9 protein-coding genes are annotated in these 13,228 nt (G+C 74.3%); 5 read left to right on the top strand and 4 right to left on the bottom strand.

The features are described from left to right. Positions 1-25: 25 nt before the first annotated feature. Positions 26-1,312, bottom strand: a complete 1,287-nt coding sequence (locus tag ACWENQ_RS06610; protein WP_452413096.1) for a TIGR04013 family B12-binding domain/radical SAM domain-containing protein — start codon at positions 1,310-1,312, stop codon at positions 26-28. A gap of 71 nt (positions 1,313-1,383) precedes the next feature. Here ACWENQ_RS06610 and ACWENQ_RS06605 point away from each other — a divergent pair, with 71 nt between their 5' ends. Further along, on the top strand, positions 1,384-1,953 hold the full coding sequence (locus tag ACWENQ_RS06605; RefSeq protein WP_449915783.1) for a TIGR03086 family metal-binding protein: 570 nt from the start codon (positions 1,384-1,386) through the stop codon (positions 1,951-1,953). 251 nt (positions 1,954-2,204) lie between these two features. On the opposite strand, the gene ACWENQ_RS06600 is transcribed toward ACWENQ_RS06605, so the two are convergent. Beyond that, on the bottom strand, positions 2,205-3,113 hold the full coding sequence (locus ACWENQ_RS06600) for a DoxX family membrane protein (protein ID WP_452413095.1): 909 nt from the start codon (positions 3,111-3,113) through the stop codon (positions 2,205-2,207). Between the two features lie 194 nt (positions 3,114-3,307). Here ACWENQ_RS06600 and ACWENQ_RS06595 point away from each other — a divergent pair, with 194 nt between their 5' ends. Beyond that, positions 3,308-4,231 (top strand): DUF5996 family protein, encoded by a 924-nt coding sequence (locus tag ACWENQ_RS06595; RefSeq protein WP_449915779.1) that lies wholly within the window; start codon positions 3,308-3,310, stop codon positions 4,229-4,231. Between the two features lie 481 nt (positions 4,232-4,712). Here the strand turns inward: ACWENQ_RS06595 and ACWENQ_RS06590 are convergent, their stop codons facing one another. Both ACWENQ_RS06590 and ACWENQ_RS06585 read right to left on the bottom strand, forming a co-directional pair. Next, a complete protein-coding gene (locus tag ACWENQ_RS06590; RefSeq protein WP_452413094.1) occupies positions 4,713-6,266 on the bottom strand; it encodes an ABC transporter permease in 1,554 nt (517 codons plus the stop codon). Next, the gene (locus ACWENQ_RS06585) at positions 6,263-7,147 is read right to left on the bottom strand and encodes an ATP-binding cassette domain-containing protein (protein WP_449915775.1); all 885 of its coding nucleotides are present in this window, start codon (positions 7,145-7,147) and stop codon (positions 6,263-6,265) included. Before ACWENQ_RS06585 ends, ACWENQ_RS06590 begins: the two co-directional genes overlap by 4 nt. A gap of 100 nt (positions 7,148-7,247) precedes the next feature. On the opposite strand from ACWENQ_RS06585, the gene ACWENQ_RS06580 reads away from it, so the two are divergent. The 3 genes from ACWENQ_RS06580 to ACWENQ_RS06570 are packed head-to-tail and all read left to right on the top strand — an operon-like array spanning position 7,248 to position 13,226. After that, positions 7,248-9,758, top strand: a complete 2,511-nt coding sequence (locus ACWENQ_RS06580; RefSeq protein ID WP_452413093.1) for an AAA family ATPase — start codon at positions 7,248-7,250, stop codon at positions 9,756-9,758. An 18-nt stretch (positions 9,759-9,776) separates the two neighbouring features. Further along, the gene (locus ACWENQ_RS06575; RefSeq protein WP_452413092.1) at positions 9,777-10,889 is read left to right on the top strand and encodes an acyltransferase family protein; all 1,113 of its coding nucleotides are present in this window, start codon (positions 9,777-9,779) and stop codon (positions 10,887-10,889) included. A gap of 21 nt (positions 10,890-10,910) precedes the next feature. Further along, positions 10,911-13,226: a polysaccharide lyase 8 family protein gene (locus tag ACWENQ_RS06570; RefSeq protein ID WP_452413091.1), complete on the top strand. Its 2,316-nt coding sequence runs from the start codon at positions 10,911-10,913 to the stop codon at positions 13,224-13,226. Positions 13,227-13,228: the final 2 nt, after the last annotated feature.

The raw sequence follows: 13,228 nt of genomic DNA, 5'->3' as shown, positions 1-13,228 counted from the left end.
CGGGGTCGCGGGCCCGGAGAGCGGGTCAGGCCCGGCGCCTGCGGGTCCTGCGCGGGTAGGCCTTGGCGGTTTCAGCCAGCCGCGCCGAGTGCTCGGCCTGCTTGCGCCAGTGGCCGTAGGCGTCGCCGCGCTGGGCCAGCCGGTCCAGCTCGCGCATCGTCTCGAGCGGGATGAAGGCGGGCTCGGCGTCGCGCCACGGGGTGCCCGGCAGCGGCATGAACGTGTGGGTGTGGATGCGCGCGCCCAGGGACGCCAGCTCCGCCGCGAGCGTCAGCGAGGCCGCCTGGTCGGTGCCGTCCTCGCCGGGCATGCCGAAGATGAAGTCGACGTTCGGCCGGAAGCCGTGCTCGACGGCGATCCTGACGGCGTCGCGCACCGGGCCGGCGCCGTGGCCGCGCCCGGAGGCGGCCAGGACGCGGTCGGAGCCGGACTGCGCGCCGATGATGATGTTGTCGTTGGCGACGTACCGCTTGAGCAGGCGCATCGCCTCCGGTGTCACGTGCTCGGGGCGCACCTCAGAGGGGAAGCTGCCGAAGAACACCCTGCCATGGGGAGGGAGTTCCTCCTTCACCCCGGCCAGCAGCTCCTCCACCGCGTCGAGGTCGGGGTCGGGGCCCGGCGAGCCGTACGACAGGGAGGTGGGGGTGATGAACCGGACGTCGCGCAGGCCGTGGGCGACCATCTCCCTGACGTGGGCGCGCACGCTGCCCACCGACCGGTGGCGGAACTGCCCGCCGAACATGAACGGCGTCTGGCAGAACCGACAGGTGTAGCGGCAACCCCTGGTGATCTCGATGGGGCCGAACCGGCCGCGCTCGGCGGGGAAGGAGGGGAAGGCGTCGAGGGGCAGCTGGGGCGCGGGCCTGGTGCGCAGCGCGACGCCGTCGTCGTCCTTGAGGGCCAGGCCGGGCACCTGGGTCAGCGGTGTGCCTTCGCGCAGCGCCGTGACGAGGGAGACAATCGTGGACTCGCCCTCGCCGATCGCGGCCAGGTCCCAGCCGGAGTCGAGGACGTGCTGCGGCTCGGCGGTGGCGTGGACCCCGCCGGCGATGTGCAGGGCGTCGCCGCCGCCGGCCGCGCGGACGGCCGCCAGCTCAGCGGCCATCGCCTCGGCGCCGGGGGAGTAGAACGACCACAGCACCAGCACCCGGTCGGCCGCGGAGGCCGAGATCAGCGCGGCTGTCTCCTCCGGCGTGGTGCCGTAGCGCACCTCGCAGTCGACCTGCGCCGCCTGCAGCGCGCCGAGCAGGGCGTGCATGCCGTACGTCACCGCTTTGCGGTAACGGACCACCACGCAGACATCCAGTCCCACGGCGTCACAGTAGCGAATCGGGGCTCACCTTGTATTGGAATGGACTATTCCGTTCTGCTATAGTTGGAGACATGATCCTCACCGAGGCGCACGAAGCCCTCCGCACCGTCATCCGTAACGTCCCCGCCGACGGCTGGGAGCTGCCCACCCCCTGCGCCGAGTGGAACGTCACCCAGGTGCTCCAGCACGCCGCCGGCGACCAGCTCGGCTACGCGGCGTTCATCACCGGCGGTCCGCTGCCCGAGGAGAACCCCTTCGCCCCCTCCGGCAGGCTCGCCGGCTCCCCCGAAGAGGTGGCCGAGCAGGCCATGAAGGCCTCGGCCGACGCCTGGGCGACGGTGTCACCCGACGCCCAGGAGGTGCCGGTCCCCGTGCCGCCGAACACCATGACCTACACGCTCGGCATCGGGGCGTGCGCGCTCGACGCCGCCGTGCACGCCTGGGACATCGCGACGGCGACGGGACAGCCCTCGCCGCTCACCCCGGCCATGGCGCGCGAGCTGCTGCCGATCGCCCAGCAGCACGTCGAGCCGCCCAGGCAGTACGGCTTCTACGCCGCCGCCCTCTCGCCCGAGGACGGCGACGACGACGTGGCCGCCCTGCTGCGCTACCTCGGCCGCGACCCGCACTGGTCGGCCTGACCTTCCCCAGGCGCCCCTCGGCACCCCCCGGCACGCGCCGGCACGCGCCGGGCACCGGTTGGAGCCGGTGCCCGGCGCGGGCGGGTTCAGGACGGCTTGGCCGGAGCCCGGCGCTGGCCGGCTCGGGGCCGCACGCAAGGGCCTGCGGTGGCGAGCTCGGGGCCGCACGCCGTGAGCCTGCGGGGGCGGGCTCGGGGCTGCCCTGAGCCCGGCGGGGCGTCAGGGGTGCCACGGAGTCCGGCGGGGCGGGCTCAGGGTTGCTTGCCGGAGCCTGGCCTGCGCTTGGTCGCGGCCAGTTCCTGCTGGAGCCGGCCGACCTCGGAACGCAACTGCTCCACCTCCCCGGCCTCCGCCGGGGCCTGGGACGCGCCGGCCTGCGGTGGCACCGCGTGGCTGCCCGCCGCCTCGCTCGCGGCACCGGTTTCCGCGCCACCGCTCTTCATGGCGCCGGTCCCCGCGCCACCGCTCTTCGCGGCGCCGGTCTCCGGGACAGCGGTCTTCGTGGCGCCGGTCTCCGGGGTGACGGGTCCCGCGGGTATCGCATGGGCGGGGTCGGGGCCGTCCGCGCGTGCCGAGCGGGCGGCGGAGTACGGAGAGTACGGCGTGTACGGCGAGTGGCGCGTGGTCGGCCGGTCCTCGGTGAAGGGGCGGGCGTCGGAGGGATCGTCGGAGGCGCGCGAGATGATGACCGCGCCCGTCGGCACCGGTGGTCTCGGGGGCGCGTCCTCGCTGTCGATGCGCTCGTCGCGCGTGGCGGTCCAGCGGGCGAGCAGGCCGTCGGCGCCGAGACGGCCGCCGCCGAAGGCCAGCAGTGCCAGGCAGACGGCCGCCAGTGCCACGACGAGTTCCCAGCCCGGCGTGCTGGTGAAGATGCCGCCGCGCGACTCGACGAAGATCCCGGCTCCGGCCATGTCCACCAGCAGGGTGAACGCCGCGATCCGCACCCCGAACCCGGTGATGAGCATCGCGCCGCCGATGATCTCGGCAGCGGTGGCGAAATAGGCGGCCAGCTGGGGGCTCGGCACGCCGAGGTGGGCGAAGGCGGCCGTGGTGGCGTCCATTCCCGCATGCCACTTCTGCAGGCCGTGAGCGATGAAGATGATGCCGACCATCACACGTGCGGCCAGCAGTGCGATGTCGCTGCCGATTCTCTTGACCATGATGATCCCTCCGCCCTCTTTGTTCCCTCCTGTGTGGTGAAAGTAGTGAATGTCGTAATTTGTGAGGAGAGGTTTGACCGACCAGGAGAGGTGCTGAACGAGGACTGACCGGAAATTCGCCTCACTGGGCGTTGTGTCGGTTTACTCTCCGGGCACATACATCTGGCGTCGCGTTTTCAGGGGGGCACGAGCCAATGGAGCTCTTTCCTGCCATGCCGTACGAGGAGTGGCTCGAAACCAAGGACACCTTCCACAGGTTCGCGCAGATCGTCGGAAAGATACGGCTGGCCGCGAGCCCGCGCCGCAACCACTGGTGGAACGTGCCCTTCCACCTGACCGGACGAGGCCTCACCACCAGGCCGATGGGGCTGCCCGACCCGTTCTCCATCGACTTCGACCTGGTCGGGCACCGCCTGATCGTCGACAAGGCCGACGGGCGCAGCGCCCAGTTCTCGCTGATCGGCCAGTCGGTCGCCGGTTTCTACGCCCGGCTCTTCGAGATCCTCGACGAGTTGGGGATCGACGTGGAGATCCAGGCGGTGCCGTACGACATGGCGGACAGCACCCCCTTCGCCCTGGACACCAGGCACGCCGCCTACGACCCCGCACTCGTCAACCGGTACTGGATCGTCCTGGGCCAGGTCGCGCAGGTGCTGGAGCGCTTCGCCGCCGACTTCTGCGGCAAGACGAGCCCGGTCCACCACTTCTGGCACACCTTCGACATCGCCGTCACACGCTTCACCGGCAGGGCCGTAGGGGCCGCGCCCGAGGCCGACCCCGTCACCAGGGAGGCGTACAGCTGGGAGGTCATCAGCGCGGGCTTCTGGTTCGGCGACGAGGAACGGCCGTGGCCCGCGTTCTACTCCTACACCGCTCCGGAGCCGCAGGGCCTGTCCGAGCAGCCGCTGTGGCCCGACCAGGCGGCGTGGATCCCCTCGAGGGGCAGCCATCTGGCCGTGCTCAAGTACGACGACGCCAGGCGCGGCGACGACCCGGTCGCCACGGTCCTGGGGTTCCTCGGCAGCGCCTACCAGGCGGGCGCCAAGCTGACCGGCTGCGACGCCGCCAGGCTCGCCAGCGTCGAGGGCGTCACCGACCCCTACCTGGAAGCGACGTGACCAGGACGGCCCCGCCTCCCCTCCACCGCCCGCACCGCTGACCCGGCCCGCGCCCTCCGCAACCCGCCCGCCCCGCTCAACGACCCGTCCGGTCCGCCCGCCGACCCGTCCGGTCCGTCTGACCTGCTCGGCGCCTGTCCGATCCGCCTGGCCAGGTCGATCCGCCGGGTCCGCCTGGCCACGCGGCCGGTTCGCCCGGCGACCCATCCGATCCGTCCATCCGCCCGGCGGGCCGGTTGTGGAATCCCGGCGGGCATGCGACCGGCCCCGCCGTGGGGACGGCGGGGCCAGGGGTGTCGCGAGGCGCAGTGGCCGGGCGGCCCCATCGGGCGCGCAGCGGCCGGGCGGATCCGTGGCCGGATGGCGCCGGCGTCGCGTGGCGTGGAGGCCGCGCCGCTCCGGAGCGCCCCGGGAGCGTCCTGGCGCTTCAGAGGAGCGCCCCGGGAGCGTCCTGCGCTTCAGTGGAGCGCGACGCTGTGCCTCAGAGGAGCGCTCTGCGTCTGAGCGCGGCCAGGCCGCCTGCGACGAGCGCCAGGGTGAGCGCCAGCATCACCGCCACCGGGCCGGGCGTGAACTCCTCGCCGGACAGCACCATCGGCAGGTTGGGGAACGGCACGACGTACTTGGCGATCCAGTAGTCGATCCCCATGATCGGGCCGAGCACCTCGCCGAAGAGGTTGACGAACAGGAAGGTCGCCCAGCTGATGCCGGCCGCCGCCCTGGGCAGCAGCCCGAAGGCGAGTACGCCCACGCCTGCCGGCACCCACACGGCCGGTACCTGCACCAGCGTGCCGGGCAGGACGCCCAGCGGGTCGCCGGTCGCCAGGCCGATCCCGAGTCCGGCCGCCGTGAGGATCACGACGCTGCCGCCGAGGGCGAAGACCAGGTGGCTGCCCGCCCAGCGGAGCCGCCCGACGGGGGTGGCCAGCAGCAGTTCGGCGCGTCCCGCCGCCTCCTCGCCGCGCAGCCGCAGCAGGGCGAGCAGTGGGTGGAGGGCGGCGACGTAGCCGAGGCTGAGCGCGATCAGCCACAGGTAGGCGTCGGTCATGCTGACCCCGTCACCCGCGGTGTAGCGGGCGAGGAACTCCTGGACGGCGGCGCCCTGACGCGACACCTCGGGGATCGACAGGGCCAGCGCGCCCAGCGCGAGGCCGGCGATCGCGTACCCGACGGTCCATCCGGCCAGCAGGCCCCGCTGCAGCCGCCATGCCAGCGCCAGCGGGCCGCGCAGCGTGGTGGACCCCGCGGGGCCGGGCCGCTCGGGGATGACGCCGTGGCCCACGTCGCGGCGCCCGGCCAGCCGGTAGGCGGCGGCGACGGTCACGGCGGTGAGCGCCAGTCCGGGGAGCAGGGCGGCCCAGTTGTCGTCCCCGTACGGCTTGACCAGGTGACTCCATCCCTGCGGCGAGAGCCATTTGAGCGCCGTCAGGCCGCTGCCGTCGGCGACGAAGCGCAGCAGGTAGCTGACGCCGAGCGCCAAGGCGGCCAGGCCGACGGCGGTGCGGGCGCCGACGGTGAGCTGGGCGGCCAGCGCGCCGACGCCGGTGAAGACCAGGCCCATGGTGGTGATCGCGGCGCCGAAGGCCAGCGATCCGGCGAGGTCGAAGCCCATCGCGGCCATCGAGAGCCCGGCCAGCAGGCCCGCGAGCGCCACGGCGGCGGCGGTGACCGTCAGCGCGGCCGTCAGCGGCGCGAGCCTGCCGACGACTCCGGCGCCCACCAGCTCGGCGCGGCCCGACTCCTCTTCGGCGCGGGTGTGCCTGACCACCATGAGGATCGCGATCAGGGCGATGACGGTGTAGATCGCGTCGGCGTTCTTCCACACCGCCATCCCCGCCACGGTCGGGGAGTAGACCTCGCCGGCGAAGGCGGTCAGCGCCTTGTTGGCCGCCATCTCCCTGGCGAAGTCGCCGATCGAGGGGATGGCCGTGGCGTACCGGTTGGCCTGGCCCGCCGCGAGCACGGCCAGGAGCAGCATCCACACCGGGGCGATCAGCCGCTCGCGGCGCAGGATCAGCCTGATCAGGGTGGTCATCGCGCGCTCCGGTCCGCGTAGTGGCGCATGAACAGGTCCTCCAGGGACGGCGGCGTGCTGACGAGGCTGGTGATCCCGGCCTCGGCCAGGCGGCGCATGACCTTGTCGAGGTCCTGGTCGTCCACCTGGAAGGTGACCTTCCCGTTCTCGACGGCCGTCCCGTGCGCCCACGGCAGGTCGGGCAGCGCGCCCGAGAGCGTGGCGGTGATCTTGGTCATGGTCAGGTGTCGCAGCTCGGGCAGGGTGCCCGACTCGACCGTGCGTCCCGCGCGGATGATGCTCACCCGGTCGCACAGCGCCTCGACCTCGGACAGGATGTGGCTCGACAGCAGCACGGTCCGGCCCCGCCGCTTCTCCTCCAGCACGCACTGCTGGAAGACGGCCTCCATGAGCGGGTCGAGCCCCGAGGTCGGCTCGTCGAGGATGAGCAGGTCGGCGTCCGAGGCGAACGCCGCGACCAGCGCGACCTTCTGCCGGTTGCCCTTGGAGTACGTCTTGGCCTTCTTGCGGGGGTCGAGTTCGAAGCGGTCCATCAGCTCCGCGCGCCGGGCCGGGTCGAGGCCGCCGCGCAGCCTGCCGAGCAGGTCGATCACCTCGCCGCCGGTCAGCGAGGGCCACAGGTTCACGTCGCCGGGCACGTAGGCCAGCCGCCGGTGCAGCTCGGTGGCGTCCTTCCACGGGTCGCCGCCGAGCAGGACGGCGGTGCCGGAGTCGGCCCGCATGAGGCCGAGCAGGATGCGGATCGTGGTGGACTTGCCCGCGCCGTTCGGGCCGAGGAAGCCGTGCACCTCGCCGGTGCGCACCTCGAGGTCGAGCCCGTCGAGCGCGTGGGCCCTGCCGAAGCTCTTGTGGAGCTCACGGATGCTGATGGCGGTGTTCATGGCTCCACAACCTAGAAAGCCGGGCGATCCGGCGGTATCGGGCAGATGCCCAAGGATGCGGACCGGCATATCGGACATGCCGCCCGCTATCTTGCGTGGCATGCTGCATGGCCGTCAGGAAGAGCTGGAACGTCTGCGCGGGCTCGTCGCCGGGGCGCAGGAGGGGCGCAGCGCCGCACTCGTGGTCCGCGCCGAGCCGGGAACGGGCAAGACGGCCCTGCTCGACGCCGCCGCCGTGGACGCCGGGATCCCCGTCCTGCGCGTCGCGGGGGCCGAGACGGAGGCGGAGCTGCCCTACGCCGCGCTCCACCTCATCCTGCGCCCGCTCCTGCGCGGCCTCGACGCGCTCCCGCAGCCGCAGGCCGACGCGCTGCGCGGCGTGCTCGGGCTGGCCGCCACGACCGGCGGACAGGACCGGTTCCTGACCGGGCTGGCCACGCTGACGCTGCTGGCCGACCAGGGGCCGCTGCTGTGCCTGCTGGACGACGCGCACTGGATCGACCACGCTTCGCTGGACGCGCTGCTGTTCGCCGCCAGGCGGTTGGAGGCCGAGGGCGTCGTGCTGGTCTTCGCGACCAGGACCATGGACCGCGACCTGTTCACGACGGCGGGGTTGGCGGAGCTGCGCCTGGCGGGCCTGGACCGGGCCGCCGCCCTGCGCTTGCTGGCCGAGCGCGCTCCCGGGCTGCCGCCCGCCGTACGCGACCGGGTCGTCGCCGAGTCGGGCGGCAACCCGCTCGCGCTCATCGAGCTGCCCGGCATGAACGTCGACTCCCTGGCCGCCGGGCCGCTCCCGCTCCCGTACCGGTTGCAGGAGGCCTACCAGGCGCGGGTGTCGGCCCTGCCGTCCGACACCCGCACCCTGCTGCTCGCGCTGGCCGCCGAGGGCGAACTCGCGGCGGCGCTCCAGGCGACGGGACTCGGCATCGGCGCGCTGGCCCCCGCCGAGCGGGCGGGCCTCGTCGCCGACGCCGCCTTCCGCCACCCGCTCGTGCGCGCCGCCGCCTACCAGAGCGCCTCCTTCGCCGAGCGCGTCGCCGTCCACCGCGCGCTGGCCGGCGCCACCACGGGGGAGCGCCGCGCCCGGCATCTGGCCGCCGCGGCCACCGGCCCCGACGAGGAGGCCGCGGCCGCCCTGGAAGCCGCGGCCGGCACCGCCCGCGAGGTCTCCGGGTACGGCGAGGCCGCCACGGCCCTCGAGCGCGCCGCCAGGCTCACCCCCGACACCGCCGAACGGGCCCGCAGGCTCACCGCGGCCGCCGCGCTGGCCGCCGACGCGGGCCAGGGCGAGCGCGCCCGCGTCCTCCTCGACCAGTCGGCTCGCCTCGGCGGGGCCTCGCGGGAACTGGTACGGCTGCGCGCGCGCATCGAGTTCGAGCACGGCTCGCCGGAGACCGCGTCGCGGCTGCTCCTCGACGCCGGCCAGGACCTGCTGGTCGAGGCGGCGCGGGTGGCCTGGACGGTCGGCGACGCCGACGGCCTGCGCGCCGTCAGGGACCGCATGGACGACGGCCCCGCGAGCCTGATGACCGGCGCCGTCGAGCTGCTGGCCGGCGACCCTGGAACCGGTCTCGACCTGATCAGGCGGCACCTCGACCAGGCGCCCGAGCGCGGGGACGGCCTCCCGCTCACCCCCACCTCCCTGGCCCTGCTGTCGGGCGACTACGCCACCGCCCGCGACCACCTTCAGGCGGTGGCCGCCGACATGCGCTCCCGCGGGGCGATCGGCTGGCTGCCCGGCGTGCTCGCCGTCCTCGCCGAGACCGAGACGCTGCTGGGCCTGGCCAGGACGGCCGAGGCGACCGCGGCCGAGTCGCTGCGCATCGCGGAGGACACCGGTCAGCGGCGGCACGCCGCCGTCGCCCGCGGGCTGCTCGCCCACGCCGCGGCCCTGCGCGGTGAGCAGCCGGACCCCGGGCTGCGCGGGGACTGGGCCGATCGCGCCCGCGCCGTCCTCGACCTGGTCACCGGCAGGTGGGCGGCAGCGCTGGAGCGTCTCGGCCACCTCGCCCACCGGCCGTACGGCGCGTGCTTCGCCGCCGACCAGGTGGAGGCGGCCGTGCGGGCCGGGCGTCCGGCGGCGCGGGAGCTCGCCAGGTTCGAGAGCTGGGCGCTGGCCTCGGGTGTGGCGTGGGCGCTGGCCGTACGGCACCGCTGCCTTGCCCTGCTCGCCGGCGACCCCGAGGAGCAGCACGCGCACTACGAGCAGGCCGTCGCCTGCCCCGACCTGCCGCTGCAGCAGGCCAGGAGCAGGCTGCTCTACGGAGAGTGGCTGCGCAGGTCACGCAGGAAGAGCGAGGCGAGGATCCAGCTCAGGTCCGCCCTGGAGGTCTTCGAGCAGGTGGGGGCGGTGCCGTGGGCCGACCACTGCAGGGCCGAGCTGCGCGCGGCGGGCGAGACGGTCGCCGCGCCCCCGGCGCCTGGCGCGCTCCCCGAGCTCACCCCGCAGGAGCTCCAGATCGTCAGGCTGGCCGCCACCGGCGCGACGAACAAGGAGATCGGCGCCCAGCTGTTCCTCAGCCCCAAGACCGTGGGTCACCACCTGTACCGGGCCTTCCCCAAGCTTGGCGTCTCCAACAGGACCGAACTGGCCAGTTTGCACCTGGTATAGGCCCTTATAGTCGGGCAAATGTCCCCTCCCCCTCCCTCGCGCCTCGGCTGGCTCGACGCCATCAGAGGGCCCGCGGCCCTCGCGGTGGTCCTGCACCATGCGGGCTGGACCTACTTCCCCGGCCTGTGGGCGGAGGTGGACCGCCGGATCGACGTCGGCACCTGGGGCGTCTTCGTCTTCTTCCTGGTCAGCGGCTACATCATCCCCGCCTCTCTGGAACGCCGCGGCGACGTGCGGGCCTTCTGGACCGGCCGGTGCCTGCGGCTGCTGCCACTGCTGCTGGTGGCCGTCGCGCTGGCGTTCACGCTCGCCGCCTTCGGCGCCTACGAGCCGCACCCGGGCCTGGCCACCACGCCCCCGTTCCTGGTCGCGCTGGGGAACCTGTCGATGCTGCAGGAACTGCTCGGCGTGCCGGCCGTCATCGGGGTGATGTGGACGCTGTCGTACGAGATGGCGTTCTACCTGATCACCGTCGCGCTGTTCAGGATCGGCCAGGCCCACCGGTCCGCTCCGGCCGCCGCGGTCCTGGCGCTGCTCGCCGTACCGCTGGGGCTGCTGCTGCCCGGGCCGGTGATCGGCGGGTGGGTCGCGCTGCTCGGGATGCCCGTGCTGGCGGCCGTCGCCGTGACCGTGTGGGGGCGGGGAGCGGCGCGTACGGCGGCGGCCGTGGCGGGTGGCGCGCTCGGGCTGGCGCTGGTGGTGCTCGGCAGCAGGATCGGGGCGTGGCAGGGGCTGGTCATCCTGGCGGTGATGTTCGCGGGCACGGCCGTCCACCGGGCCGAGCACGGGCAGATCCGGCCGCGCACGGCCGCGGCGGCGCTGGCGGTCGTGCTGGCATGCGCGCTCTTCGCCAAGGACGACCCCGGCTGGGCCCCCGCCATCGTGGCGGCGGGGGCGTGCTTCGCGGCGGCGTTCGCGCTGCGGCGGCTGCGGTATCCGCGCCTCCTGACCCATCTCGGCGTGATCAGCTACTCGACGTACCTGCTCCACCCGCTGCTGCTGCGGTTGCTGCCGTCGGCCTGGTCGTACGTCCTCGTGCTGCTGCCGCTCGCGTACGCGACGCACCGGCTGGTCGAGTTGCCGGCGCAGCGTCTGGCCAGGCGGCTGGCCGACCGCGTGCCGCGCGGGTGACCGAGTCCGCATAATCAAGGCGTGCGCGGCTTCTCCCGGCGGTCGTTCCTCCATCTGGGCGCCGTCGCGGTCGCGGCCGGGGCGGTGCCGGCGGGCCGGATCGGCGACCCCTTTCCGGCGTCGGCGGCTCGGACCGGCCATCCCGTTCCGGCGACGGCGGGCCGGGCCGGCGATTCCTTGGCGCGGGCGGGCCGGGCCGGCGATCCCTTCCCTGCGCTGCGCCGGCGCTGGCGCGAGGTCACGGCGGAGCCGGAGGGCGCCGTCGCGGCCGGGCCGTACCGGAGGAGGGTGGCGGTGCTCGGGGCGACGGCGGCCGGCTACCGGGACACCATGCGCCCGGACGACGGGTCGCTCTGGCCGGGGCTGGCCTTCCCCTCGTTCGACGAGACCCCCGCGCGGCTGCGGGCCATGGCCCGCGCGTACGCCGTGACGGGCACCGGCCTGACCGGCGACCCCACGCTGGCGGCGGCCGTGGCGACCGGCATCGACCACTACCGGCGCCAGGTGTACACCGCAGGCGCCGAGCCCGCGGGCAACTGGTGGAACTGGCAGATCGGCGTCCCCCTGCGGCTCCTCGACGCGGCCGTGCTGATCGGCCCGCACCTGGGCGAGCCGCGGAGCCGGGCGCTGGCCGAGGCCGTGGACCACTTCCTGCCCGCATGCGTGCTCGAGGACTACAGCGGCACCAGCACCGGCGCCAACAGGGTCGACCAGTGCACGGTCATGCTCCTGCGCGCCATGCTCGCCGCCGACGGCGACAGGGCCGCGCAGGCCGTCTCGGCGCTCGCCCCCGTCTTCCCGTACGTGCGGGAGGGCGACGGGATCTACCCCGACGGCTCCTTCATCCAGCACGCCACCATCCCCTACCAGGGCGGGTACGGGCTGGTGCTGCTGTCCGGCCTGGCGACGCTGTTCGCGGTGCTGCGCGGCACGCCGTGGCAGCTCACCGACCAGAACGTCTTCGACGCGGTCGAGCGGTCGTTCGCGCCGTTCGTCCACGACGGGTTCTGCATGGACCTGGTCAGCGGCAGGGGAATCGGCAGGCGGCCCTACGGCGACCACCGGAAAGGACACGAGATCGCCGCCGCGATCCTGCTGCTGGGCGAGTCGGCCTCGGCCGCCGAGCGGATCCGCTGGCAGGGCATGGTCAAGGGATGGGTACGGCGGGCCGCGCACCGCCCCGCGCTCGACCCGGCCGCCCACGCCCGCCTGGCGGCACTCATGGCCGACGACACGATCCCCGCGCTCGCCGAACCCGCCGGGCACCGGCTGCTGCCGAAGAGCGCCCGAGCCGTCCACCGCAGGCCCGGCTGGTGCGCGGGGCTCAGCATGGCCTCGGCCAGGATCGGCCACTACGAGCACGGCAACGGCGAGAACCTGCGGGGCTGGCACACCGGCTCCGGCATGCTCTACTGGTGGGCCGACGGCCACGGCGAGCAGTACTCCGACTCCTTCTGGCAGACCGTCGACCCCTACCGCCTGCCCGGCACGACGGTCTCCACCCGGCGGCTGCCCGACGGCGCGGGCGGCGCATGGGGCGACACCTGCCCGCCGGGCCGCTGGGTCGGCGGCGCCACCGACGGCACGTACGCCACGGTCGGCCAGCACCTCAACGGCCTGGAGAGCACGATGGAGGCCGTCAAGTCGTGGGTCTTCCTCGATGACGCGGTGGTCTGCATGGGCGCCGGCATCACGAGCGACGACGGCGTCCCTGTCGAGACCGTCGTGGACAACCGCAGGACCGACGCGCCGCTGACCGTCGACCGCGTGGCGGGCTGGGCGCACCTCGAGGGCCACGGCGGCTACGTGCTGCCCTGCGCCCCGCTGCGCACGCTGCGCGAGAGGCGTTCGGGCGGCGCGGCGACGCGCGGCTACGTGACGCTCTGGCTCGACCACGGCGTCGACCCGCGCGCGGCCGGATACCTCTACCTGCTCATGCCGGGAGCGAGCGCGGCCGCGACCCGGGCACGCGCCGCCGACCTGGGATGGCTGCGCGTGCTGGCCAACACCTCGGCGCAGCAGGGCGTGGCCGTCCCCTCGCTCGGCGTCACCGCCGTCAACTTCTGGACCGAGGGCGGCGCGGGAGCGCTTTCCGCCTCCGCGCCGTGCGCCGTCCTCGTCAGGGAGAGGGACGACGGCACGGCCACGCTAACCGTGGCCGACCCGCGGGAGGCTCTGGACGAGCTCACGGTGACGTGGGAACGGCCGGTGGCCGGGGTGCTCGGCGGGCACCCGCTGCTGTCGGCCGCCACGACGGGCGCGGCGCTGACGCTCGTGTGGGGCCCGCTGGCCGGTGCCGGCGGCGGCTCGGCCACGGTCACCGTACGGCTGGGCTAGGG

This window comes from Nonomuraea sp. NPDC004354 (assembly GCF_053602555.1).
Note: the sequence above shows the minus strand (reverse complement) of the source record. Positions and strands in the feature narration are given on the sequence as shown.

Excerpts from the sequence above, each read along its gene's own strand:
- ACWENQ_RS06605 (WP_449915783.1), top strand. The coding sequence starts at position 1,384 with ATGATCCTCACCGAGGCGCACGAAGCCCTCCGCACCGTCATCCGTAAC.
- ACWENQ_RS06590 (WP_452413094.1), bottom strand. The coding sequence starts at position 6,266 with ATGACCACCCTGATCAGGCTGATCCTGCGCCGCGAGCGGCTGATCGCC.
- ACWENQ_RS06580 (WP_452413093.1), top strand. The coding sequence starts at position 7,248 with ATGCTGCATGGCCGTCAGGAAGAGCTGGAACGTCTGCGCGGGCTCGTC.
- ACWENQ_RS06575 (WP_452413092.1), top strand. The coding sequence starts at position 9,777 with ATGTCCCCTCCCCCTCCCTCGCGCCTCGGCTGGCTCGACGCCATCAGA.
- ACWENQ_RS06585 (WP_449915775.1), bottom strand. The coding sequence starts at position 7,147 with ATGAACACCGCCATCAGCATCCGTGAGCTCCACAAGAGCTTCGGCAGG.
- ACWENQ_RS06595 (WP_449915779.1), top strand. The coding sequence starts at position 3,308 with ATGGAGCTCTTTCCTGCCATGCCGTACGAGGAGTGGCTCGAAACCAAG.
- ACWENQ_RS06600 (WP_452413095.1), bottom strand. The coding sequence starts at position 3,113 with ATGGTCAAGAGAATCGGCAGCGACATCGCACTGCTGGCCGCACGTGTG.